The following is a 21,813-nucleotide window of genomic DNA, read 5'->3' on the forward strand; positions in this document are numbered from 1 at the left end:
CGGGTGAAGCGCGCGAAGGTGCCGTACCTCGTCTCTCGGTGCGGATCACCCCGGGTCCGGCACCGCCTCCCGGCTCCTCGCCCGCACGACGTCGCCGACGATGACGGCGAGGAGGATGGCGTCCGTGGTCCAGTTGAGGGCGAGGGGCGTCAGCCATGCGTGCGTGCCGAAGAGCGCGGCGACCGCGGCGGCCCCCGCCAGGTGCGGGAGCGACCACCGCCCGCCCGCCGCGCGGCGGAACAGCGCGTTGCCGACCAGGTAGGTCGCCGCCGCCCCGCACACGAGCGCGGCGGTCCACGCGTCGGCGTGGCCCGCGTCGTCGTGACCCAGCGGGTGCAGCAGGACCAGCTCGTCCGCCACGGCGGTGAGCACGATCCCCGCGACGATGACGAACGGCACGTACGTGTACGCCGTCTGCGCCACCATGCCGCGCTCGTCGCGCGACGTGAAGTACTCGGTCGCGCGCCGCTCCGAGCGGTCGAAGAAGAGCAGCCACATGAGCACCGTGCTCGCGAACGCCGAGCAGAACGCGGAGACGGTCGTCGCGTCGAGGGGCAGCTCCGCGAACGCGGCACCCGTGACGATGATCGACTCGCCCAGGCAGATGATGACGAACAGGCTCACGCGCTCGGCCATGTGCTCGCCCCGCACGACCCACGTGCTCGCGCGCGACGCGCCGAGCCAGGGGAGCCAGAACATCGCGCGCGGTCCCGCCAGGTCGATCGCGCACGCGACCGCCCACAGCGCGAGCCGGTGCTCCTCGGCGACCGCACCCGCGATCCACAGGCTTCCCGAGACGACGAACCACGTGGTGATGCGGACGAAGTTCACCGCGTTCTCCGGCCAGACCCGGCCCAGGGCGACCAGGACGAACGCGCTGCGCCCCACCTGCATCGTCACGAGCATCACCGCGAACAGCAGGGCCTTGTCGCCGAACGCCTCGGGGATGGCGCTCGCGAGCACGAGGCCGAGCAGCATGAGGACGACGAGCATCGTCCGCACGGGAACACGCTCGGGGTCGAGCCAGTTCGTCGTCCACATCGTGAAGACCCACACCCACCACACCGCCACGCCCAGGACGAGCGTGTGCGCGAGCGTGTCGGCCCCCGGGTGCGCGATGAGGCCGTGCGAGAGCTGCGTGACCGCGAAGACGAACACGAGGTCGAAGAAGAGCTCGACGTAGCCGACGCGGCTCGAGTCGCCGCCGTCGCCGTGCCGCCGGAGGTCGGTGCGCAGGCCCCAGGGCAGCGGGGGCCGCCCGGTGCCGGGCGTGGTGAGCGGAGCGTCCATGCTGGGATGCTCCCATCCCGGGTCACCGTCGGGTCACGATCGTCCGGCGCGTCGCGGTTCGCCGCGCACGACCGCCCCCCAGGGACCACGATGGTCGCGCCACCCGTCGTCGACCGAGGAGTGCTCATGGTTCCCGTCCGCCGCCCCGTCTCCCGGTCGGCTCGTGCCGCATCCGCGGTCTCGCTCGTCCTCGCGGTCGGCCTCCTGGGGGCGTGTGCCTCCGAGACCGACGGCGGCGGCGACGACCCGTCCGCGTCCGAGGAGTCCACCGAGCCCGGTGAGGACGCGTCCGAGGAGCCGTCGGACGACGCGTCCGAGGAGGAGGGTCTGCCCGACGCCGGGACGATGGACGTCGTGGCGGGCGCGCACGGCACGGGCCTGCCGCCCGGGGTCGACGCGCCGACCGAGGGCGGGACGGGCGCCGCGTGGAGCGCGGAGCCGGGGCTGCTGTTCGTCGTGACGTACGGGTCGAGCACGTGCCCCGTGCTCGCGGAGGACGAGGCCGAGGTCCAGGGCGGCGACGTCGTCGTGACGTTCGTCGAGATCGCCCCGGACACGCCGTGCACGATGGACTACGTGCCCGCTACCTCCGTGGTCGGGGTGCCCGACGACGTGGATGCGAGCGGCGAGGTGAGCGTCGTCCTGGGCGACCGCGGGACGGTCGTCGTCCCGCCCGCGGCGGACGGTACGACCGGCGAGTCGGCCTGGGTCGAGGAGTAGCCGGTCCCTGCGGTGAAGAGCGCGTGAAAGGACGGTCCCGCCCCGGCGGGACCGACCTGCGTGCACCCGCGGAGCGGCTACCGTGTGCGGGTGACGACGCCCCCCTCCCGCGCTGCTCGACGTCCCCTGGTCGCCGCCGCGACCCTCGTGCTGGCCCTCGTCCTCGGCGCGTGCTCGGTGCCTCCGAAGCAGCAGACCCCTGTGGACGACGTCGCGACCTCCGCGTCCGGCACGGGCGAGACCGGTCCCGAGGGCTTCGAGGAGTTCTACGGCCAAAGTCTCGCCTGGGAGGACTGCGGCGCGGGCTGGGAGTGCGCGACGGCGCGCGCCCCGCTCTCCTGGCAGGACCCGGCGGCGGGCGAGATCGAGCTCGCGGTGAAGCGGCAGCCTGCGACGGGGGAGCGCATCGGCTCGCTCCTCACCAACCCGGGCGGGCCCGGGGCCTCCGGGATCGACTTCATCACGAGCCTCGCCCCGACGGTCGGCGAGCGCGTCACCGCTGCCTACGACCTCGTCGGGTTCGACCCGCGCGGCGTCGGCCAGTCCGCGCCCGTCGAGTGCCTCGACGACGCGGCGAAGGACGAGTCCCTGTCCCGCGACTTCGACACCGACGAGGCGGGGCTCGAGGCGCTCGCGGAGGACCGCCGCGCCTGGGCCGAGGCGTGCGCCGAGAACACGGGCGACCTGCTCGGCCAGGTCGACACGCAGAGCGCCGCGCGGGACATGGACATGCTGCGCGCCGTCCTCGGCGACGAGAAGCTCGCCTACCTCGGCTACTCCTACGGCACGCAGCTCGGCGCCACCTATGCGGGGCTGTTCCCGGACAAGGTCGGGCGCCTCGTGCTCGACGGCGCGATCGACACGTCGCTCGACCCCGACACGATCTCCGAGCAGCAGGCGGTCGGCTTCGAGAACGCCCTGCGCGCGTACGTCGAGGACTGCCAGGCCGGCGCCGACTGCCCGCTGCGCGGGGACGCCGACGCGGGGATGCGCCAGATCCGCTCGCTCCTCGACGCGGCGAAGGCGAACCCGCTGCCGACGGACAGCGAGCGCCGGGTGACGCAGACGCTCGGCTTCTACGGCGTCGCCGTCACCCTCTACAACGACCAGAGCTGGCCCGTGCTCACGCAGGCGCTCACGGAGGCGTTCGAGGAGGGGACGGGCAACCTGCTGCTCTACCTGGCCGACTTCTACAACGACCGCAACCCCGACGGGACGTACTCGACCAACTCGTCGGAGGCGTTCCGCGCGGTCAACTGCCTCGACGGCCGCCAGGACGACGACCCCGACGCGATGCAGGCCCAGCTCGAGCGCCTCGAGGAGGCCGCGCCGACGATGGGCTTCTTCTTCGCGTTCGGCGGCCTCACGTGCGACGGCTGGGCGTACCCGGTGGTGGAGCAGGAGTTCGACCTCCACGCCGAGGGCGCCGCGCCCATCGTCGTCATCGGGACGACCAACGACCCCGCCACCCCGTACGTGTGGGCCGAGGGCCTCGCGGACACGCTCGAATCGGGCGTCCTGCTCACCTGGGAGGGTGAGGGCCACACGGCCTACGGCCGCTCCAACGCGTGCCTGGGCGACGCCGTCGACGACTATCTGGTGGACGGGACGGTGCCCGAGGACGGGCTGCGCTGCTGACCCGGGGAGCGTCCGACGGCGGGCCACGGGGCCGCTTTGGAATCTGGCCCGGTCGTTGGGTACAGTAGGCGCTCGTTGCCAGCGGTTCGCGGAGCGGACCGGGACGTAGCACGCCGCCTTAGCTCAGTCGGCAGAGCGATTCACTCGTAATGAATAGGTCAAGGGTTCGATTCCCTTAGGCGGCTCCGACACCGAAGCCCTGACCAGCGGAAGCGCTGGTCAGGGCTTCGTCGTTCCCAGGAGGTGGTGCGTCGTCCGGCTCGCCGTGCCGGGTGACCCTCCCGTCGCTGTTCGTCGCCGCGCGTCCTGCGGCAGCACCGCACCTCTGAAGGACATCCGGTCGGCACGGGTCGCGTCGGCCGGGCGCCGTCAGGCCGGAGACGAGCCCGGCTTGTTGCCGCCCGGTGGCGAGCCCGCGCAACCGCCAGGGCTCCGCCGACTGTTCGTCTGCTGGACGGACTCTCGTCACCGGCCGGACGCGTTCCCGGGCTTGGCTCGTGCCGATGCCACCCGACGAGACGAGGCCCACGATGGTCGAGAGCCCGGCGACCCTCCGCGAGACCGACACACCGACCCCGCGCGCCGCCCGTCCGCTGAACGCGCGCGCCGCACGATTCCCGCGCCCCGCCGTCGCGGCGCACGACCCGTCGGACCCGGACTACACGGCGGGGGACGTCGACGAGCTGGTGCGGTGGCAGCGTCGCGCGGCCAGGGGCGCCGCGCCGCGCACGCGCTGAGGGCTCAGCCGACGCGGCGCAGCAGCAGGATCGCGCCCCCCGCGGCGGCGGCGACGAGCCCGCCGACGCCGACCACGGCGAGCGTCGGGAACGTCTCCTCCGCGGGTGGGGGAGGCGCCATGCGCTCCGCGGCGGACGTCAGCGGCGCGCGCGACGGCTCCGGCCGGGGCGTCGTGGGGGTCTCGGTGGGGGTGGGCTCGACGGGCGCCTCGGTCGTCGGCTCCTGCGTCGGCTCCTCGGTGACCTCCGGCTCGGGCGCCTCTGCCGTCTCGACGGGTGCATCGACGACCGGCTCCGGCGCCTCGACCACCGGCGCCTCGACCGGGGCCTCCGTCGCGGGAGCAGGGGGCGGGGTCGTCGGCGGGGGCGTGGCGGCGGTCGTGCAGACGGCGGTGTCGCCGTTCCACCCGGCGAACTGCCGGTCGATACCCGTCACGAGGACCCAGCTGACGCAGTACCCGTCGCCGTACGGCCCGCGCTGCGGGACGTCGAGCTCCAGGACGCCGTCGGCCGCGTCCTCCCGCGAGTACCGGTCGCCGAGGTTGCGCGCGTGCGACCCGTCAGGGGCCGTGACGATGTACCCGAGCCACCCTGAGGAGTCGCGCAGCCGGCTCGCGTCGAAGGACACGGAGTCGACGGTGACGGTGAGACCGCCGCCGCCGTCGCGGTCGTCGGCCACCGCCGGCGACGCGGCGAGCGCCGCCGTGACGACCCCCAGCGTCGCGAGCGCGAGCAGTCGGCCAGCGGCGCGCATCATCACCTCCGGGTCGGCTCGGGCGTGGTCCGCGGCACATCGTACGCAAACCTGGCTCGCCGTCGGAAAGGCCTGTCGTGAGCCCGGACAAATCGCTCGACGACGACGCTCGTGCCGTCCTAGCGTGGCCGCCATGTTCTTCGTGACGATGGTGCGTCGTGGCCGGGCCGGCCTCGCGGCGCGAGTGGGGATGGCACCCGCTCACCGCTGAGCACGCCGCGCGCGTGGTCGACGACGCCGGGGTTCGCCCCGGTCAGCTCGTCCTCGACCTCGGGGCGGGGGACGGGGCCCTCACGCGGCACCTCGTGGCCGCGGGCGCGCGCGTCCTCGCCGTCGAGCTGCACCCGCGCCGCGCCCGCACCCTGCGCGAGCGTTTCGCCGGTGCGGACGTGACGGTCCTGGAGGTCGACCTCGCCGACCTGCGCCTGCCGCGGCGCCCGTTCCGCGTCGTCGCGAACCCGCCGTTCGGGCTGACGTCGCCCCTGCTCGCCCGCGTGCTCGCCCGGGGATCGGCGCTCGTGGCGGCGGACGTCGTCGTGCAGCGGCAGGCCGCGCGGCGCATCGCCGCGGGCGAGGGCACGGCGGGCCGCGCCGCGCGGGGCTGGGCCGTCGAGGTCGGGCGGCCCGTGCCGCGCTCGGCGTTCCGGCCGCCGCCGCGTGTCGACGCGGTCGTGCTCCGCGTCCGGCGAGGGCGGCGCTGAGGTGCGCCTACGGGTTCGGTCGGCCGAGCGTCCCGAGCCACGTGACGATCGCCTCGCACACCGCGGCGTCCTGGCCCTTGAGGTCGTGCGCGCCCGGCAGCTCGACGCGCGTGACCGGGCCGGGGATCGCGGCGGTGTGCTCGGTGAGCTCGTCCGGCGTCGCGAACGGGTCCGTGCGCCCCGACACGAGGAGCACGGGCACGCGGAGGTCGGGGAAGTGCTCGGTGCGCAGGCGCTCGGGCTTGCCCGGCGGGTGCAGCGGGTAGCTGACCAGCGCGAGCCCTGCGGCGGGCAGACCCTCGGCCACGGCCATCGAGCACATGCGCCCGCCGTACGAGCGGCCGCCGAGCACGAGGTGGTCCGTCGTCGTGCCGAGCTCGGCGGCGAACGCCTCCGCCTCGGCGCGCACGTGGGCGATCGCGACGGGCGGACGGTCGGGCATCCGCTTGCCCGCGGTCCGGTACGGGAAGTCGACGCGGCGCACGGGCAGGGGCGGGTCGAGCGCGGCGAGCGCGTCGTCGATCGCGACGAGCGCGCGGTGGTCGCGGCTCGCGCCGGCGCCCGGCGTGAGCAGGACGCCGGCGACGGGCCGGTCGGCGGGGGTCGGCGTGGTCACCCGCCCAGTCTCGCAGCGAGCACGACGTTCCTCCTGGTCGAGCACGACGTGGGCGTCGCGACGACGCTCAGAGCGACGCCCACGTCGTGCTCGGCGGGTCAGAGCTCGGCGAGGAGCCCCCGCATCGTGTCGATCTCCTCCTGCTGCGTCGCGACGATCTCCTCCGCGAGGGCGCGCACCTCGGGGTCCTCGCCCTCGGCGAGCACGTCCTGCGCCATCGCGACGGCGCCCTCGTGGTGCTCGACCATGCCCTCGAGGAACAGGCGCTGGGCCTCCTCGGCGGGCGCCGCCTCGAGCGCGGCGAGCGCCTCGTCGTCGAGCATGCCGTCCATGTGGCCGCCGTGGTCGCCGCCGGACGGGTCGGCGCCCCAGCGGTCGAGCATCGCGGTCATCTGCTCGACCTCGGGGGCCTGGGCCGCCTCGATCTGCTCCGCGAGCGCGACGACGCGCTCGTCGACGCCGTCCTTCGCGAGCACGATCGCGGACATCTCCACGGCCTGCTCGTGGTGCGGGATCATCATCTGGGCGAACATCACGTCGGCGTCGGACGCCGTCGTGACGCCCGCGGACGTCTCGCTCGACGAGCCTGCTGCGGGGTGCTCGTCGTGGTCGCCCGTGCCGGCGTCGGAGCAGCCGGCGAGGACGAGCGTCGTGCCGAGCGCGAGCGCGGCGAGGGTCGTGCGGGCGGTGCGTATCATGGTCGATCTCCGTTCGTGGGGTGCAGCGGGCGCACGTCGGCGCCCAGGACGGGGCCGGCGTCGGCCTACGTCCTGCTGATCCCCAGCGCATGGAGGTCGGGCGGTCGGTCCGGGACCGGCACCCGGAGTCCCGTGGAGGCGCGCGCCGCGTCCCCCGGCGGGTGCGACGGTGCCCGACGGCGCAGCGCGTCCCGTGCGGCGAGCGTCACCAGCGCGACGAGCACCATGAGGCACAACGGCCCCGCGCTGCCGTGAGGGTCGACGCCGATCGAGAGATCCAGGTGCGGCCCGGAGGCGCCCGCGCCGTCGACGCGGCCGAGCCCGGTGGAGGCGGACGAGAGGTCGCCGTGCCCGGAGAGGGCGTCGCCCGCGGGCGCCTGCCGACCCTCGACGAGGGTGACCGGACCCCCGTGCCCGGCGCCGCCGTCGGGCAGCGCGACGCCGTGGTGCGTGCTGCTGCCCGCCAGGACGTGCATCCACAGGACGGCTGCGGCCAGCACGCCCACGAGCACGACGGCCGACCACGACCCTGCGCGCCCGTGAGCACGACGTTGCCGTCGTTCTCGCGCGGAGAACGACGGCAAGCTCGTGCTCGACGTGGAGGTCACCGGGAGGCGAGCCGCGCCGGGTCGAGGTCGATGCGGCGCAGGAGCTGCGCGTTGAGCGCCACGATGACCGTCGAGGCGGACATGAGGATCGCGCCCACCGCCATCGGCATGACGAACCCGACGGGAGCGAGCACGCCCGCCGCCAGCGGCACCGCCGCGATGTTGTAGCCCGCGGCCCACCACAGGTTCTGCTGCATCTTGCGGTACGAGGCGTGCGACAGCTCGATGATCGACAGCACGGCGCGCGGGTCGGAGCTGGCGAGGATGACCCCGGCCGACGCGATCGCGACGTCCGTGCCGGCGCCGATGGCGATGCCGACGTCCGCCTGCGCGAGCGCGGGAGCGTCGTTGACGCCGTCGCCGACCATCGCGACGACGCGGCCGTCGTGCTGGAGCTCCGCGACCTTCGCGTCCTTGTCCTCGGGGCGCACGCCCGCGAACACCTGGTCGATCCCCAGCTCGCGGCCGACCGCGCGGGCGACGGGCTCGGCGTCGCCCGTGATCATGACGACCTTGATGCCGCGCCGGTGCAGGGCGTCGACCGCCTCGCGCGACTCGGGGCGGATCGCGTCCGCGAGGGCGAACGCGCCCACGACCTCGCCCGTCGCGTGGTCGTGCCCCGCCTCGGGCGAGACCACCACGTGCAGGACGGTCGCGCCGTCGTGGGCCCAGGCCTCGGCGTCGGGCAGGGGGTCGAGCCGCCGCTCGCGCAGGAGCGCGGGACCGCCGACCGCCACGCGTCGCGCGCCGTCGGGGGCCGGGACGGTCGCCTCGACGCCGACCGCGGTGAGCGACCGGAAGTCGGTCGCCTGCGGGACCTGGACGTGCCGCTCGGCAGCGCGGTCGACGATCGCCCGCGCGAGCGGGTGCTGGCTGTCGGCCTCGGCCGCGGCGGCGAGCGCGAGGAGCTCGTCCTCGGTGGTGCCGCCCGCGGTCGCGAGGTGCGCCACGACCGGCTCGCCCGCGGTGAGCGTCCCGGTCTTGTCGAACAGGACGGTGTCCACCGTGCGCATGCGCTCGAGCGCGAGGCGGTCCTTCACCAGGACGCCGGCCTTCGCGGCCCGCTCGGTCGAGAGCGAGACGACGAGCGGGATCGCGAGGCCCAGGGCGTGGGGGCACGCGATGACGAGCACGGTGATCGCCCGGATCAGCGCCTGCTCGGGCGTGCCGAAGACGAGCCACAGCCCGATCGTCAGGGCGGCCGCACCGAGCGCGTACCAGAACAGCCAGCCGGCGGCGCGGTCGGCGAGGCGCTGCGTCTTGGTCGAGGACGCCTGGGCGTCGGCGACGAGCCGCTGGATGCCCGCGAGCGCGGTGTCCTCGCCCACGGCCGTGATCCGTACGCGCAGCGCGTCGTCCGTGGCGACGGTCCCGGCGACGACGGCGTCGCCGACGGCGCGGCGCACGGGGCGCGACTCCCCGGTGATCATCGACTCGTCGACGTCCGCGGACCCGGACGCGACCTCGCCGTCCGCGGGCACGCGACCGCCCGGCCGGACGACGACCAGGTCGCCCACGCGCAGGTCGGTCGGCGCGACGGTCGTGACCGACCCGTCGTCCGCCACGCGCTCCGCCTCGTCCGGCAGGAGCGCGGCGAGCGAGTCGAGCGCCGACGCCGTCTGCGCGAGCGAGCGCATCTCGAGCCAGTGGCCGAGCAGCATGATGACGACGAGGAGCGCGAGCTCCCACCACACGTCGAGCTCGTGCGCGAGCAGCCCGAGGCTCGCGCCGAGCGACGACACGAACGCGACCGTGATCGCGAGCGAGATGAGCGTCATCATCCCGGGCTTGCGACCACGGAGCTCGCTCACCGCGCCGGTGAGGAACGGGCGTCCGCCCCAGAAGAAGATGACCGTGCCGAGCACGGGGGAGACCCAGGGCAGCCACGCGGCGTCGGGCAGGTCGTAGCCGAGGAGCATGGCGAACATCGGGCTCAGCGCGACGGTGGGCACGGCGAGCACGAGCATGACCCAGAACAGGCGACGGAACTGCCCGACGTGGTCGCCGTGCCCGCCGTGCCCGCCGTGGCCCGACATGTCGTGGCCCGCGTGGCCGGACGCGTCGTGGCCCGCGTGGCCCGACATGTCGTGGCCCGCGTGGCCGGACGCGTCGTGGCCCGCGTGGCCGGACATGTCGTGGGCCGCATGGCCGGACGGTTCGTGCCCGGCGTGCGTGCCGTGGCCGTCGTGCCCGGCGTGGTCGTCGTGCGCGTGGTCCTCCGTCGTGACCACCCGGGCCTCGCCGTGCTCGTGGCCTTCGTGGTGAGCGGCGCCGCCCGTGCCGTGGCCGTGCTCCCTGCGGTGGTCCACCATTCCTCCTCCCGATACCCCCATGGGGTATCTTCCGCTCCCGATCATGCCCCGACGGTCCCGTCTCGTCAACCCCTCGGACGGGCCGGGGCCGGACGCACGACAGCCCGTGTGCGGCTCGGCGGGAGGGTGCCGAGCCGCGCACGGGCTGGGTCGGGCGGGCTGGGGCGCTCGCCCCGTCCGCCGGTTCAGGCGGGGTTCAGGTGCGGGAGCACGTGGCGGCTGTAGCGGTCGGCGACGGTCGCGACGACGCGGCGCGGGTCGTCGTCCCAGATCTCCTGGTGGAAGATCTCGGTCTCGACGTCGCCCGTGTACCCGGTCTCGGCGACCCAGCGGGTGATGGTCGCGAAGTCGACGTACCCGTCGCCCACGTAGCCGCGCGAGAGCAACGGGTCGGCGGCGAGCGGCAGGATCCAGTCGCACACCTGGTAGCCCGCGATCCGTCTCTCGGCGCCGGCGCGCGCGACGCTCGACCGCAGGTCGGGGTCCCACCACACGTGGTACGTGTCCACGACCACGCCGACGACCGCCGGGTCGAACGGCGCGGCGAGGTCGAGCGCCTGCCCGAGGGTCGAGAGCACCGCGCGGTCGGCCGCGAAGATCGGGTGCAGCGCCTCGAGCACGAGCCGCACGCCGTGGTCCGCGGCGAACGGCGCGAGGTCGGCGAGCCGGTCGGCCACGCGCCCGCGCGCGGCGACGACGTCGCGGTCGGCCGGGCCGGCGTCGGGCCGCGGCGCCTGCCCGGGAGCGCTGTTCGCGGGGAGCCCGCCGACGACGAGCACCAGCTCGCGGGTCCCGATCGTGGCCGCCTCCTCGATCGCGCGCCGGTTGTCGTCGAGCGCCGCGGCGACGTCGTCCGCACCCGTCGCGGTGAGGAACCCGCCCCGGCACAGCGACGACACGCGCAGCCCGGCGTCCGCGACGACCGTCGCGGCCCGGCCGGCGCCGATCTCCTGGACGCGGTCGCGCCACAGCCCGAGCGCCCCGTAGCCCGCCTCGGCGGCGAGGCCGACCGCCTCCTCGAGCGTCGCGCGCTTGACCGTCGCGGTGTTGAGCGAGCACCGCGAGAGGTCGGGCGCGTCCGCGGAGGTCACGCCGCCGCCCCGCTCGCCTCGAGGAACGCGCGCGTGCGGCGCGCCGCGAGGTCCGGGTCGAGCAGGAGCCCGGCCCGGTCCGCGAGCCGGACGAGCGCGACGAGGTGCGCGACCGAGCGCCCGGACTGGAGCCCGCCGACCATCTGGAACGCGGGCTGGGTGCCGTTGAGCCACGACAGGAACGCGATCCCCGTCTTGTAGTAGTACGTCGGCGCGGCGAACACGTGGCGCCCCAGCGCCTCGGTCGACGCGAGGATCGCGTGCGCGCGGTCGGGGTGCCCGGCGTCGAGCGCGCCGAGCGCCGTCGACGCGGCGGGGTAGATCGCCGCGAAGATGCCGAGCAGCGCGTCCGAGTGCGCCCGGCCGTCGCCGACCACGAGCTCCGGGTAGTTGAAGTCGTCGCCCGTGTAGAGGTGGACGGGACCCGGCGCTGCGGGGCCGGTGCCCGGGTCGAGCGCGGCGAGGCGGGCCCGCAGGTCCTTCTCGTGCCCCGCGTCGAGCAGCGACACCTTCACGCCGTCGACGCGGCCCTGGTGGGCGCGGACCAGGTCGACGAACACGTCGGTGGCCGCGGCGACGTCGTCGCCCGTGCCCCAGTACCCGGCGAGCGCGGGGTCGAACATCGTGCCGAGCCAGTGCAGGATCACGGGTGCCTCGGCCTCGGCGAGCACGGCGTCGTAGACGCGCGCGTACTCCTCGGGGGAGCGGGCGACGCGCGCGAGCGCGCGCGACGCCATGACGATCACCTGGGCGCCCGCGTCCTGGACCACGCGCACCTGCTCGCGGTAGGCGTCGGTGACGGCGGCGAGCGCCGCGGGGTCACCGGGCTCCCAGCCCGCGACGACGGCGGGGTCGAGCTGGTCCGTGCCCGCGCCGCACGCGACGCGACCGCCGACGGTCCGCGCCTCGGCCGCCGAGCGCCGCACGAGCTCCTGGGTCGCGGCCCAGTCGAGGCCCATGCCGCGCTGCGCGGTGTCCATCGCGTCCGCGACCCCGAGCCCGTGCTCCCAGAGCCGGTGCCGGTAGGCGAGCGTCGTGTCCCAGTCGACGACGGCGGGCGCGCCGGGCACGTTCTCCGCGCCCACCTGCGGCACGACGTGCGCGGCCGCGAAGGCGACGCGCGACGTGAAGGGCGCGGACGGCGTCGTCCACGGGCCGGGGACGAGCAGCTCGCGCACCTCGGTCCCGGCGACGCGGCCGTCGTCGGCGAAGCGGGGCAGGCGCACGACGGCGCCGCTGCCGTCCCGGTCGCGCAGCTCGCGCGCGCCAGGAGCCTCGGTCGTCGGCGCGGTCACAGCACGATCTCCGGCACGTCGAGGCGGCGGCCCTCGGCGGACGAGCGGAGCCCGAGCTCGGCGAGCTGGACGCCGCGCGCCGCGGAGAGCAGGTCGTAGCGGTGCGGGCGGCCGGCGGCGACGTCGCGCAGGAACTCCTCCCACTGGGCCTTGAAGCCGTTGTCGAGGTCGGCGTTCGCGGGGACCTCGAGCCACTGGTCGCGGAACGGCTCGGTGACGGGGAGGTCGGGGTTCCACACAGGCTTGGGGGTGTGGGCGCGCTGCTGCGCCACGCACTTGCGCAGTCCCGCGACCGCGGAGCCGTGCGTGCCGTCCACCTGGAACTCGACGAGCTCGTCACGGTGGACGCGCACGGCCCAGGACGAGTTGATCTGCGCGACGACCGGGTCGCCGCCCGGCGTCTGGACCCCGAAGATCCCGTACGCGGCGTCGTCGGCGGTCGCGGCGTACTCCGTGCCCTGCTCGTCCCAACGGGTCGGGATGTGGGTCGTGGTCTGCGCGGTGACGGTCTTGACGGATCCGAGGATGCCCTCGAGCACGTAGTTCCAGTGGCAGAACATGTCGGTCGTCATGCCCCCGCCGTCCTCGGCGCGGTAGTTCCACGACGGGCGCTGCGCCGCCTGGTGGTCGCCCTCGAACACCCAGTAGCCGAACTCGCCGCGCAGGGACAGGATGCGGCCGAAGAAGCCCTCGTCGACGAGCCGGCGGAGCTTGACGAGGCCGGGCAGGTAGAGCTTGTCGTGCACGACGCCGGCGGTCACCCCGGTCTCCTCGCGCAGCCGGGCGAGGTCGATCGCCTCGGCGAGCGTCTCGGCCGTCGGCTTCTCGGTGTAGACGTGCTTGCCGGCCTGCATCGCCTTGGTGAGCGTCTTGGCGCGCAGCGCGGTCATCGAGGCGTCGAAGACGACGTCGGTCGCCGGGTCGACGATCACGCCGTCGAGGTCGGTGGTCCAGTGCTCGACGTCATGCTGCGCGGCGAGCTCGCGGAGCTTGGTCTCGTTGCGCCCGACGAGCACCGGCTCGACCTGGAGGCGCGTGCCGTCGGGGAGCTCGACGCCCCCCTGCGCACGGATCGGCAGGATCGAGCGGACGAGGTGCTGGCGGTACCCCATGCGGCCGGTCACGCCGTTCATCGCGATCCGCAGGGTTCGGGTGGTGGTCATCGATCGGCTCCGTCGTCGGTCGGGCGCCCGGCGGTGCGCCGAACGCGGAATGCGCTTTCCGCGAGCGTAGGGGAACCGTTTTCCCGCGTCAACAGGGATCAGAGCCGGGGCGTGGACTCGCGGAGCACGACCTCGCCGCGGACCTCGACCCGCCGGGGCTCGGAGTCGGCGTCGAGCGGCGCGAGCGCCAGCGCGAGGGCCTGCTCCCCGACCTCCGTGAGCGGGATGCGCACCGTCGTCAGCGCGGGCGTGACGTCGCGCAGCGTCACGATGTCGTCGAAGCCCGCCACGGCGACGTCCTCGGGGACGCGCAGCCCCGCCTCGCGCGCCGCGGCCATCGCCCCGACGGCCATGACGTCGTTCACCGCGAAGACGGCGACGGGCGGGGTGCCCGCGTCGGGGCGCTCCGGCCCCAGGCGCTCGAGCAGCGCGCGCATCCCGCCGTGGCCGCCGTCGCGCGTGAACGCGCACTCGACGACCGCCTCGCCGGCGACGGGCGAGCCCAGGGCGGCCAGCGCCTCGGTGAAGCCGCGCGCCCGGTCGAGCGCGGTGCGGTGGCCCGCCGGGCCCGCGAGCACGCCGAACGCGCGGTAGCCCAGGCCGTGGAGGGCGCGCGCGAGGTCCGCGGCGCCGTCGGCGTTGGCGATCTCCACCGCGGGGAGGTCGCCGAGCGGCTGGCCCACGAGCGAGACCCCGCCCCCCGACGCGCGGTAGCGCTCGAGCGCGCCCCGCAGCGCGCCGTCGGCGTCCTCAGTGAGCCGCCCGCCGCCCAGTACGACCGCCCGCGCGCGCTGGCGGTCCATGAGCTCGACGAACGTGCGCTCGCGCTCCGGCGAGTGCCGCGTGCTCGTGAGGGTGACGATGAGCCCGTCGCGGTCGGCCGCGTCGGCGACCCCCGCCGCGAGCGAGGAGAAGTACGGGTCCGCGATGTCGTGCACCACGAGGCCCACGCTCGTCGTGCGGCCGCGCGCCATGGCCTGCGCGCTCGGGTCCGGCGAGTAGCCCAGCCGACGCGCCGACGCGAGCACCCGCTCCCGGAGGTCGGGGCGCACCGTGCGGTTCGCGCTCCCGTTGATCGCGCGGGAGGCGGTCGCGAGGGAGACGCCGGCGTCGCGCGCGACCTCGCTCAGAGTGGGTCCGGGCACGGACCCAGGCTAGCGGGACCGCTCCCGCAGCCCGGGTGGGCCGCGCCCGGAACGGCTACGTTCGACGAGACCGCCACACACCGCACGGCCGACGTGCCGTAGGAGGAACCCCATGACGTCTCACGGTGCAGCACCCACGCCCGGCACGACGGCGCTCCTCGCCCGGGCGCTCGCGCTCGGCGTCGCCGCGGGGTCGCGCAGCAGCCTCGGCGCCGCGGCGCCCGTGCTCGGAGGATGGGTCGGGGGCGGGTCGCGCGGCGGGTCCGGCGGACCCGGCCTGCTCGCGCGGGCCGGCGCCGTCGCGGGTGTCGTGGGCGAGATGGTGGGCGACAAGCTGCCGCAGGCGCGGAGCCGCCTCGACCCACCCGGGCCGGTGGTCCGGCTCGGGAGCGGTGCGGCCGGAGGGATCCTCCTGGCCCGGCACCGCACGGGCCCGGCGGGCGTCGTCGCCGCCGCGGTGGCCGGCGCCGCGGGCGCGGCCGTCGGGACGTGGGGCGGCGCGGCCTGGCGACGCCTCGCCGTCGGGTCGCGCCCCGACTGGCCGGGCGCGGTCGCGGAGGACGCCGTCGCGCTCGCGCTCGCGGCGTGGGCCGTACGTCGCTGAGCCCGCCGTTCAGGCGTTCGGGACGCTCGTCACCGTGGTGAGGAGGAACGCCGAGTCCTCGAGCGCACCCACTGCGTGGCGCTCGTGCGTGAGGACGCGCAGCTCGCCCGCGCCCAGCTCGACGTCGCCCTCGCCGAGCGCCGTGACGCGGACGCGCCCACGGAGCACCTGGATCGACGCCGCCGGCGGCGAGTTGTGCTCCCCGAGCTCGACGCCCGCGCGCAGCGCGAGGATCGTCTGACGCAGGGGCCCGTCGTGCAGCACGACCTCGGCGCTGCGCCCGTTCGGGGCGGTCCGGGCGTGGGTGAGGTGGGCGTCGGTGAGAAGGTCGACGTTCGTCATCGGGGCTCCGACCTGTGGGGGGAGCTCCATCATGCCGCGCCCGGCGGCACGGTGCCCGTCCCGGGGCGCGCCGCGGGTGTGGTGGTGATCCGCGGCACCGTCCGGAAGAGTGGCGGTCATGCAGGTCGTCTCCGGGTTCTTCGTCGGTCTCGTCGGCATCGTCTTCACCGTCGTCATGCTCCTGCTCCTCGCGGCGACGGCGCGGCGCGTCATGGGGGCGTCGGTCGGCTGGATCCGCTCCGCCGTGGTGGCGTTCGCCATGCTCTCCGTCGCGTCGTGGGTCCTCACCAACGGCCTGCTCGACGCCGGCTGGTCGCGCGCGGACGGGACGCTCACCGTCGCGCCCGGCGTCGCGCTCGTCGCGGTCGTCCTCGCGTTCGCGTGGGCGTTCGTGCTGGGGCTGTGCGTGCTGCTCGTGCTCGAGCTGCTGGTGCCGACCGGCTCGGTGCCCGGGCCGTGGCGCGCGCTGCGCGGCCTGCGGCAGGGGCGTCGCGAGACCCGGCGGTACGCGCAGATCCTCGCGATCGGCGTCCGGCACGGCCTCGGCGGGGCGCTCACGCGCGGGGCACGGCAGCCCGACGGGTCGCGCCTGTCGCGCACCGATCAGCGTCGGCAGGCCGCCGCACTCCGGGACGCCCTGAGCGACGCGGGCGTGACGTTCGTGAAGTTCGGCCAGGTCCTGTCGACACGCCGCGACCTGCTCCCCGCCACGTTCGCCGACGCGCTCGCCACGCTCCAGAGCGAGGTCCCGCCCGCGCCGTGGTCGCAGGTCGAGGCGGCCGTCACGGGCGCGCTCGGGAGGCCGATCGACGAGGCCTTCGCCGAGTTCTCGCCCGAGCCGCTCGCGTCGGCGTCGGTCGGGCAGGTGCACGCGGCCCGCCTGCCCGACGGGCGCGAGGTCGTGGTCAAGGTGCAGCGGCCCGGCGCGCGGGCGCAGGTCGAGACGGACCTGGCGATCCTCGGGCGGCTCGCGCGCCGCATCGAGCGCGACACGGCGTGGGGGAGGTCGCTCGGCGTCGTCGACCTCGCCGACGGCTTCGCGGCGTCGCTGCGCGAGGAGCTCGACTACACGGTCGAGCTCGAGAACACGCTCTCGCTGCGCGCGGCGCTCGCGCGGGGTGCGGCGTCGGACGACGGCGGGGACGCCCCGGGTGCGGGGCCGCGCGTCCGCGTCCCGGAGGTCTACCCCGAGCTCTCCGGCACGACCCTGCTCGTCATGGAACGGCTCGACGGCGTCCCCGTCGGCCGCGCCGCGGACGTGCTCGCGGGCCTGGAGGACGCCGTGCGCGCCGACCTCGCGTCGCGGCTCCTCACCGCGACGCTCGAGCAGGTGCTCGTCGCGGGCACGTTCCACGCCGACCTGCACCCCGGCAACGTGCTCGTCACCGACGACGGCCGGCTCGGCCTCCTCGACATGGGCTCCGTCGGGAGGCTCGGCGAGCCCGAGCGCCTGGCGCTCGCGGCCGTGCTGCTCGCGGTCGACGCCGACGACGCCGTCGCCGCGACCGACGCGCTGCTCGAGCTGCTCGACGCCCCGGCCGACCTCGACGTGCGCCGCCTGGAGCGCGCCGTCGGGCAGGTGATCGTGCGGTTCCGCGGCGCCGGCGCGAGCGGCGCGATGTTCACCGCGCTGTTCCGGCTCGTCACCGACGCGGGGCTCGCCGTGCCGTCGCAGGTCGCCGCCGCGTTCCGCACGTTCACGTCGCTCGAGGGGACGCTGCGCCTCATCGACCCCGGGTTCGACCTCGTCGCCGGGGCCCGCGCGACGGCGCAGCCGCTCGTGCGGCGCGTCGTCACGCCGGAGGGCCTGCGCGAGCGCGCGACGAGCCTCTTCCTCGGCCTCGCACCCGAGCTCGAACGGCTCCCGCGCCGGCTCGCCAAGATCACGAGCGACGTCGAGGCCGGGCGGCTCACCGTCAACGTCCGGTCGTTCGCCCACCCCGACGACCGCGCCTTCGTCACCGGTCTGGTGCAGCAGGTCGTGTCCACCGTCATCGCCGCCGCGGCCGTCGTGGCGGCGGTCGTGCTGGTCTCCGCGGACTCCGGCCCCGAGCTCGTCGAGGGTCTGCGCCTCTTCGCCGTCCTCGGCGCGGCGCTCGGGTTCGTGGGGACCGTGCTCGCCGTCCGCGTCCTCGTCTTCGCGTTCCGGGGTACGGCGACGGGAGGCCGCCGACCCTGACGCTCAGGCGGCAGGCGTCGCGTGCATGCTCGCGTACGCACCGCCGGCGGCGACGAGCTCGTCGTGGCTGCCGACCTCGACGACGCGGCCGTGGTCCATGACGACGATGCGGTCGGCGCCGCGCACGGTCGAGAGCCGGTGCGCGACGACGAACGTCGTGCGGCCGCGCATGAGTCGTCCCAGCGCCTCCTGCACGAGCCGCTCGGACGTCGTGTCGAGGGCCGACGTCGCCTCGTCGAGGACGAGCACGCGCGGGTCGCGCACGAGGGCGCGGGCGATGGCGAGGCGCTGACGCTGCCCGCCGGAGAGGCGCCCGCCGCGCTGGCCGATCACGGCGTCGAGGCCGCCCATCTCGGTGACGAAGTCCCAGGCGTTCGCGTCGCGCAGCGCCCGCTCGACGGCGTCGTCGGTGAGGTCGGGGCTGCCGTAGGTGACGTTGTCGCGCACGGACCCCTCGAACAGGATCGACTCCTGCGGCACGACCGCGAGGAACCGGCGGTAGGAGCGCAGGTCGACCGTCGCGGTGTCGACGCCGTCGACCAGGACGCGCCCCGACGTCGGCGTGAGGAACCCGATGACCATGTTGAGCACGGTCGACTTGCCCGACCCCGAGGCCCCGACCAGGGCGACCGTCTCGCCGGGCCGTGCCGTCAGGGAGAGGTGGTCGACCGCGAGGGCGGGCTCCTCGCCCGGCGCGGGGACGTCGTCGTACGCGAACGTGACGTCCTCGAACGCGACGCGGCCCTCGACGTGGTCGAGGACGCGCTTGCCGGCGTTGCGCTCGACGTCTGGCTCGCCCAGCACCTCGCCCATGGACCGCACGGACTCCAGGCCCTTCGTGATGATCGGCGCGAGGCTCAGCAGCCCCGTCACGGACGCGGTGAGCGTGACGAAGTAGCTCGACAGCATGACGACGTCGCCGGGGGACACCGCGAAGGTCTGCGTCCACGCGACCCACGCCGCGCCGACGAGCCCCGCGACGGAGAGCACCTGGAACACGATCCACGACAACGCGCCGAAGCGGCCGTTGACGACGTCGAGCCGGATCCCCGCCTCACGCACGCGGTGCAGCACCGAGCCCATGCGGTCGAGCTCGCGCTCCTCGAGCGCGTGCGCGCGCGTCACGGGGATGAGGTGCGTCATCTCGGCGACCCGCGCCGACATGTTCTCCACCTCGGCCCGGAACGCGGCGTTGCGGGTGGTCATGCGGCGCCGCATCGCGACGACGAGCCACGCCGCGGCGGGCACGGTGAGCGCGAAGATGACGAGGAACTCCGGCACGCGCACGGCCGTGAGCACGATGGCGCCGACGAGCGTGGTGAGCGCGGCCATGCCCGAGTCGAACGTCGTGCGCGACGCCTCGACGACGTTCTCGACGTCGCGCACGATCTTGGCCTGGAGCACGCCCGCGCTCACGCGGCGGTGGTAGCCGATCGACAGCTCCTGGAGCCGGCGCGAGAGCGCCATGCGCAGCCCGTTCTCGACCGTGCGCACGGCGGTCGAGAGCCACCGGACGTAGAGCGTGTGCAGCGGGAGGTTCTGCGCGACGACGGCGAGCATGACCGCTCCCGTGATCCACAGCTCGCGCAGCGGCCGGTGCTCGACGACGACGTCGATCACCGTCGCCGTGAGCGCCGGGATCACCCACACGGGCGAGTGCTTGACGGCGAAGGCGAGCGCCGCGGCGGCGAGCCGCCCGCGCTGGGGCGCGAAGAGCCGGGTGACGGTGCGGACGGGTCGGGAGCCGTCGTAGGTGTCCTCGATCTGCACGTGCCACATGGTCCACCCGCGGGGCGGGTGACGTCGAATCGTTTCGAGGGGCGAAACCCTCAGGCGTCGTGCGCGCCTGAGGGGTGGGTCGCGTCCGGGGGCCGCACGACCGTGACCGGGCAGTGCGCGTACTCGACGGCGTGCCGGCTCACCGACCCGAGCAGCAGGCGGTCGAACCCGCCGACGCCGCGGTTGCCGAGCACGAGCCGCTCCGCGTGCGACGACGCCTCGATGATCCCCTTCGCGGCGTGCACGTGCTTCACGCTGCGCACGAGGCGGTCGTCGGGCAGGTCGACGCCCGCGGCCTCGAGCGCCGCATCGAGCTTCTGGGAGGCGAACTTCTCGTAGTCGTCGATCGGCGGCGTCCATCCCCACGAGTCGGGGAGCGGCGCGAGCGAGACGATCTGCCAGCAGAACAGGGCCTCGAGCGTCGCGCCCGTGCGCCGCGCGACGTCCGCGCCGTGCCGCAGCGCCTGGACCGACGTCGACGACCCGTCGACCCCGACCACGACGGGCCGGGCGTGGTCGTGGCGCACGTCGGGCGTGCCGCGCACCACGGTCACGGGGACGGTCGCGTGCTGCACGACGGCGGTCGGGACCGACCCGAGGACCATGCGCCCGAGGCGTCCCCGGCCGCAGCGGCCGAGGACGAGCAGGTCGGCGTCGTCGCCGTCGCCCGGGTCGAGCTGCACGTCGTCCTGGACGGGCTGGGCGGTCCCGGGCTGGGCGAGGGCGAGCAGGACCGCCGCGGGGCTGCCGCGCTCGGCGACGGCCGTGGCCGCTACCGCGTCCGGCGCGAGACCTGTGCGCGCGCGGGCGGCGTCCAGCCACTCCTGCACCAGAGCGCGCTTCTCGTCGGCCGCCGCGTCGGGGCCGTCACCCGACCCCTGTCGCGACTCGAACGCGAGCGCGGCCGTGAGCGGCACGCCCCGGTCCGCCGCCTCGCGCAGCGCCCAGTCGAGCGCGCCGCCGGACTCCTCCGACCCGTCCACACCGACGATCACGCCGCGCATCCCGCCACCTCCGCCCGGTCGGCCGACCGCGTGCGCCGTCGGCGTGCTGTCCCGGCACCGTCGCCCGGCACCGGTGCTGACTCGACCCTAGGCCGCGACACCGCGATCCGCCCGTGACACCCGTCCCTGATGGAGGGACGAGGGTCACCGACGTGCGGTCGAACCCGGGCTTGTCGTCCCCGCAGGCGCCGAACCCACCCGTATCCCCGGGTTCGGCGGCCTGGGTGACCGCAACCCCGGGTTCGGGGTCGGGCCGATCAGGGCGTCAGAACCTCGGTTCGGGCTCGTCCTGGAGGATGTTGCGCAACGGGCGGGTCACGACGTCCACCAGCGCGAGCAGGTCGGCCGGTCCCGAGACGACGAGCGCCCGGTCGTCCAGCGGGACGTACACGGCCGCGTGCTCCCGCACGGTGACGTGGAGGCAGGCCTGCGGCTCGCCGTCGACCACGAACGTGGTGCGCGTGACCGGCGCGACGTCGACCTCCTCGACGATCGCGCGCATCGCGGCGCGGTACTCCTGGTAGGAGTCGAGGAAGTCGTCGTCGCCCGGGTTGTCGGAGTGCAGCGGCGCGGCGAGCGCCCCGCTGAGGGCGGTGCGGACGATGTCCTCCGCCTGCTCGTCGTGCGCGGCCAGGACGCGCAGCGTCTCGACGTCCAGCGTCTCGCCCGTGAACGACACGTAGGAGCGCAGGAACCGCTCCTCCGCCGGGTCGTGGGCGCCGTGCCCGGCCCCCGTGAGCGTCTCCTCGTCGAGGTCGAGGCCCCAGGTCAACGGGTCGTCCACCTCGGCGACGACGCCGTGGAACCGGGCGACGACCTGCTCCCACGTGGCGGGCGCGCTCGCGGGCCGCGCGTCCCGCTCGTCGGCTCCCGGCGCGGTGGGGTCCTCGGGCTGCTGGTCCGGCTGGTGCATCGCTCTCGCCACCCTTCTGGCCGTCCGTGCGGGGCGCACTCCCGAGCCTGCCCGGGGCGCGCGTCGCGGTCAACGTGCCGCGCGCGTGTCGGGCCGGGTGATCTGCGCACGACGGCGTCCGGCGCGCCCGCAGGTCACGGCCCGACCCCTCTTTCACGCCCCTGGCGAACAACGGCATACGGAGGGGGTGCGGCTCGTTCGAACCGCATAGAGTCAATGCGGTC

20 protein-coding genes and 1 tRNA gene are annotated in these 21,813 nt (G+C 75.3%); 7 read left to right on the top strand and 14 right to left on the bottom strand.

What is annotated here, in order from left to right:
• Positions 1-45 precede the first annotated feature (45 nt).
• On the bottom strand, positions 46-1,290 hold the full coding sequence (locus FB00_RS03365; protein WP_047231430.1) for a low temperature requirement protein A: 1,245 nt from the start codon (positions 1,288-1,290) through the stop codon (positions 46-48).
• Between the two features lie 126 nt (positions 1,291-1,416).
• Between FB00_RS03365 and FB00_RS20895 the strand changes: the two genes are divergently transcribed.
• From FB00_RS20895 to FB00_RS03385, 4 genes are all read left to right on the top strand, one after another.
• Positions 1,417-2,010 carry a hypothetical protein gene (locus FB00_RS20895; protein ID WP_156186283.1) on the top strand — a complete coding sequence of 198 codons (594 nt, stop codon included), beginning with the start codon at positions 1,417-1,419 and terminating at the stop codon, positions 2,008-2,010.
• A gap of 90 nt (positions 2,011-2,100) precedes the next feature.
• On the top strand, positions 2,101-3,648 hold the full coding sequence (locus FB00_RS03375) for an alpha/beta hydrolase (RefSeq protein WP_047231631.1): 1,548 nt from the start codon (positions 2,101-2,103) through the stop codon (positions 3,646-3,648).
• Between the two features lie 112 nt (positions 3,649-3,760).
• Positions 3,761-3,833, top strand: a tRNA-Thr gene (locus tag FB00_RS03380).
• A 345-nt stretch (positions 3,834-4,178) separates the two neighbouring features.
• Positions 4,179-4,385, top strand: a complete 207-nt coding sequence (locus tag FB00_RS03385) for a hypothetical protein (protein WP_047231431.1) — start codon at positions 4,179-4,181, stop codon at positions 4,383-4,385.
• Between the two features lie 4 nt (positions 4,386-4,389).
• On the opposite strand, the gene FB00_RS20900 is transcribed toward FB00_RS03385, so the two are convergent.
• A complete protein-coding gene (locus FB00_RS20900) occupies positions 4,390-5,139 on the bottom strand; it encodes a hypothetical protein (protein ID WP_156186284.1) in 750 nt (249 codons plus the stop codon).
• A gap of 158 nt (positions 5,140-5,297) precedes the next feature.
• Here FB00_RS20900 and FB00_RS03395 point away from each other — a divergent pair, with 158 nt between their 5' ends.
• On the top strand, positions 5,298-5,840 hold the full coding sequence (locus FB00_RS03395) for an rRNA adenine N(6)-methyltransferase family protein (RefSeq protein ID WP_047231432.1): 543 nt from the start codon (positions 5,298-5,300) through the stop codon (positions 5,838-5,840).
• 7 nt (positions 5,841-5,847) lie between these two features.
• Here the strand turns inward: FB00_RS03395 and FB00_RS03400 are convergent, their stop codons facing one another.
• From FB00_RS03400 to FB00_RS03435, 8 genes are all read right to left on the bottom strand, one after another.
• Positions 5,848-6,456 carry an alpha/beta family hydrolase gene (locus tag FB00_RS03400; RefSeq protein ID WP_047231433.1) on the bottom strand — a complete coding sequence of 203 codons (609 nt, stop codon included), beginning with the start codon at positions 6,454-6,456 and terminating at the stop codon, positions 5,848-5,850.
• A 98-nt stretch (positions 6,457-6,554) separates the two neighbouring features.
• Positions 6,555-7,154 (bottom strand): DUF305 domain-containing protein, encoded by a 600-nt coding sequence (locus FB00_RS03405; RefSeq protein WP_047231434.1) that lies wholly within the window; start codon positions 7,152-7,154, stop codon positions 6,555-6,557.
• A gap of 65 nt (positions 7,155-7,219) precedes the next feature.
• The gene (locus tag FB00_RS03410; RefSeq protein ID WP_156186285.1) at positions 7,220-7,654 is read right to left on the bottom strand and encodes a hypothetical protein; all 435 of its coding nucleotides are present in this window, start codon (positions 7,652-7,654) and stop codon (positions 7,220-7,222) included.
• Between the two features lie 104 nt (positions 7,655-7,758).
• Positions 7,759-10,071, bottom strand: a complete 2,313-nt coding sequence (locus FB00_RS03415) for a heavy metal translocating P-type ATPase (RefSeq protein ID WP_369799791.1) — start codon at positions 10,069-10,071, stop codon at positions 7,759-7,761.
• A gap of 188 nt (positions 10,072-10,259) precedes the next feature.
• Positions 10,260-11,165: a sugar phosphate isomerase/epimerase family protein gene (locus tag FB00_RS03420; RefSeq protein ID WP_047231436.1), complete on the bottom strand. Its 906-nt coding sequence runs from the start codon at positions 11,163-11,165 to the stop codon at positions 10,260-10,262.
• Positions 11,162-12,385, bottom strand: a complete 1,224-nt coding sequence (locus FB00_RS03425; protein ID WP_197088744.1) for a dihydrodipicolinate synthase family protein — start codon at positions 12,383-12,385, stop codon at positions 11,162-11,164. The genes FB00_RS03420 and FB00_RS03425 overlap by 4 nt, the downstream gene beginning before the upstream one ends.
• A 71-nt stretch (positions 12,386-12,456) precedes the next feature.
• Complete coding sequence (locus tag FB00_RS03430; RefSeq protein ID WP_047231437.1) at positions 12,457-13,623, bottom strand: Gfo/Idh/MocA family protein; 1,167 nt, start codon at positions 13,621-13,623, stop codon at positions 12,457-12,459.
• Between the two features lie 98 nt (positions 13,624-13,721).
• The gene (locus FB00_RS03435) at positions 13,722-14,768 is read right to left on the bottom strand and encodes a LacI family DNA-binding transcriptional regulator (RefSeq protein WP_047231438.1); all 1,047 of its coding nucleotides are present in this window, start codon (positions 14,766-14,768) and stop codon (positions 13,722-13,724) included.
• 112 nt (positions 14,769-14,880) lie between these two features.
• Between FB00_RS03435 and FB00_RS03440 the strand changes: the two genes are divergently transcribed.
• Positions 14,881-15,372 carry a hypothetical protein gene (locus tag FB00_RS03440; protein WP_047231439.1) on the top strand — a complete coding sequence of 164 codons (492 nt, stop codon included), beginning with the start codon at positions 14,881-14,883 and terminating at the stop codon, positions 15,370-15,372.
• Between the two features lie 9 nt (positions 15,373-15,381).
• Here the strand turns inward: FB00_RS03440 and FB00_RS03445 are convergent, their stop codons facing one another.
• The gene (locus tag FB00_RS03445) at positions 15,382-15,714 is read right to left on the bottom strand and encodes a cupin (protein ID WP_047231440.1); all 333 of its coding nucleotides are present in this window, start codon (positions 15,712-15,714) and stop codon (positions 15,382-15,384) included.
• Positions 15,715-15,832: 118 nt separating this feature from the next.
• Here FB00_RS03445 and FB00_RS03450 point away from each other — a divergent pair, with 118 nt between their 5' ends.
• Complete coding sequence (locus FB00_RS03450; protein ID WP_047231635.1) at positions 15,833-17,893, top strand: ABC1 kinase family protein; 2,061 nt, start codon at positions 15,833-15,835, stop codon at positions 17,891-17,893.
• A 3-nt stretch (positions 17,894-17,896) separates the two neighbouring features.
• On the opposite strand, the gene FB00_RS03455 is transcribed toward FB00_RS03450, so the two are convergent.
• From FB00_RS03455 to FB00_RS03465, 3 genes are all read right to left on the bottom strand, one after another.
• Positions 17,897-19,672, bottom strand: coding sequence for an ABC transporter ATP-binding protein (locus FB00_RS03455; RefSeq protein WP_047231441.1), 1,776 nt, complete (start codon positions 19,670-19,672; stop codon positions 17,897-17,899).
• Between the two features lie 50 nt (positions 19,673-19,722).
• Positions 19,723-20,676, bottom strand: a complete 954-nt coding sequence (locus FB00_RS03460) for a universal stress protein (RefSeq protein ID WP_047231442.1) — start codon at positions 20,674-20,676, stop codon at positions 19,723-19,725.
• Between the two features lie 265 nt (positions 20,677-20,941).
• On the bottom strand, positions 20,942-21,589 hold the full coding sequence (locus FB00_RS03465; RefSeq protein WP_047231443.1) for a hypothetical protein: 648 nt from the start codon (positions 21,587-21,589) through the stop codon (positions 20,942-20,944).
• Positions 21,590-21,813 lie beyond the last annotated feature (224 nt).

Origin of the sequence: Cellulosimicrobium funkei (assembly GCF_001019615.1) — a bacterium.
GTDB classification, from domain to species: Bacteria; Actinomycetota; Actinomycetes; order Actinomycetales; family Cellulomonadaceae; genus Cellulosimicrobium; species Cellulosimicrobium cellulans_E.

Excerpts from the sequence above, each read along its gene's own strand:
- FB00_RS03385 (WP_047231431.1), top strand. The coding sequence starts at position 4,179 with ATGGTCGAGAGCCCGGCGACCCTCCGCGAGACCGACACACCGACCCCG.
- FB00_RS03450 (WP_047231635.1), top strand. The coding sequence starts at position 15,833 with ATGCAGGTCGTCTCCGGGTTCTTCGTCGGTCTCGTCGGCATCGTCTTC.
- FB00_RS03455 (WP_047231441.1), bottom strand. The coding sequence starts at position 19,672 with ATGTGGCACGTGCAGATCGAGGACACCTACGACGGCTCCCGACCCGTC.
- FB00_RS20900 (WP_156186284.1), bottom strand. The coding sequence starts at position 5,139 with ATGCGCGCCGCTGGCCGACTGCTCGCGCTCGCGACGCTGGGGGTCGTC.
- FB00_RS03430 (WP_047231437.1), bottom strand. The coding sequence starts at position 13,623 with ATGACCACCACCCGAACCCTGCGGATCGCGATGAACGGCGTGACCGGC.
- FB00_RS03440 (WP_047231439.1), top strand. The coding sequence starts at position 14,881 with ATGACGTCTCACGGTGCAGCACCCACGCCCGGCACGACGGCGCTCCTC.
- FB00_RS03405 (WP_047231434.1), bottom strand. The coding sequence starts at position 7,154 with ATGATACGCACCGCCCGCACGACCCTCGCCGCGCTCGCGCTCGGCACG.
- FB00_RS03460 (WP_047231442.1), bottom strand. The coding sequence starts at position 20,676 with ATGCGCGGCGTGATCGTCGGTGTGGACGGGTCGGAGGAGTCCGGCGGC.
- FB00_RS03365 (WP_047231430.1), bottom strand. The coding sequence starts at position 1,290 with ATGGACGCTCCGCTCACCACGCCCGGCACCGGGCGGCCCCCGCTGCCC.
- FB00_RS03445 (WP_047231440.1), bottom strand. The coding sequence starts at position 15,714 with ATGACGAACGTCGACCTTCTCACCGACGCCCACCTCACCCACGCCCGG.
- FB00_RS03465 (WP_047231443.1), bottom strand. The coding sequence starts at position 21,589 with ATGCACCAGCCGGACCAGCAGCCCGAGGACCCCACCGCGCCGGGAGCC.
- FB00_RS20895 (WP_156186283.1), top strand. The coding sequence starts at position 1,417 with ATGGTTCCCGTCCGCCGCCCCGTCTCCCGGTCGGCTCGTGCCGCATCC.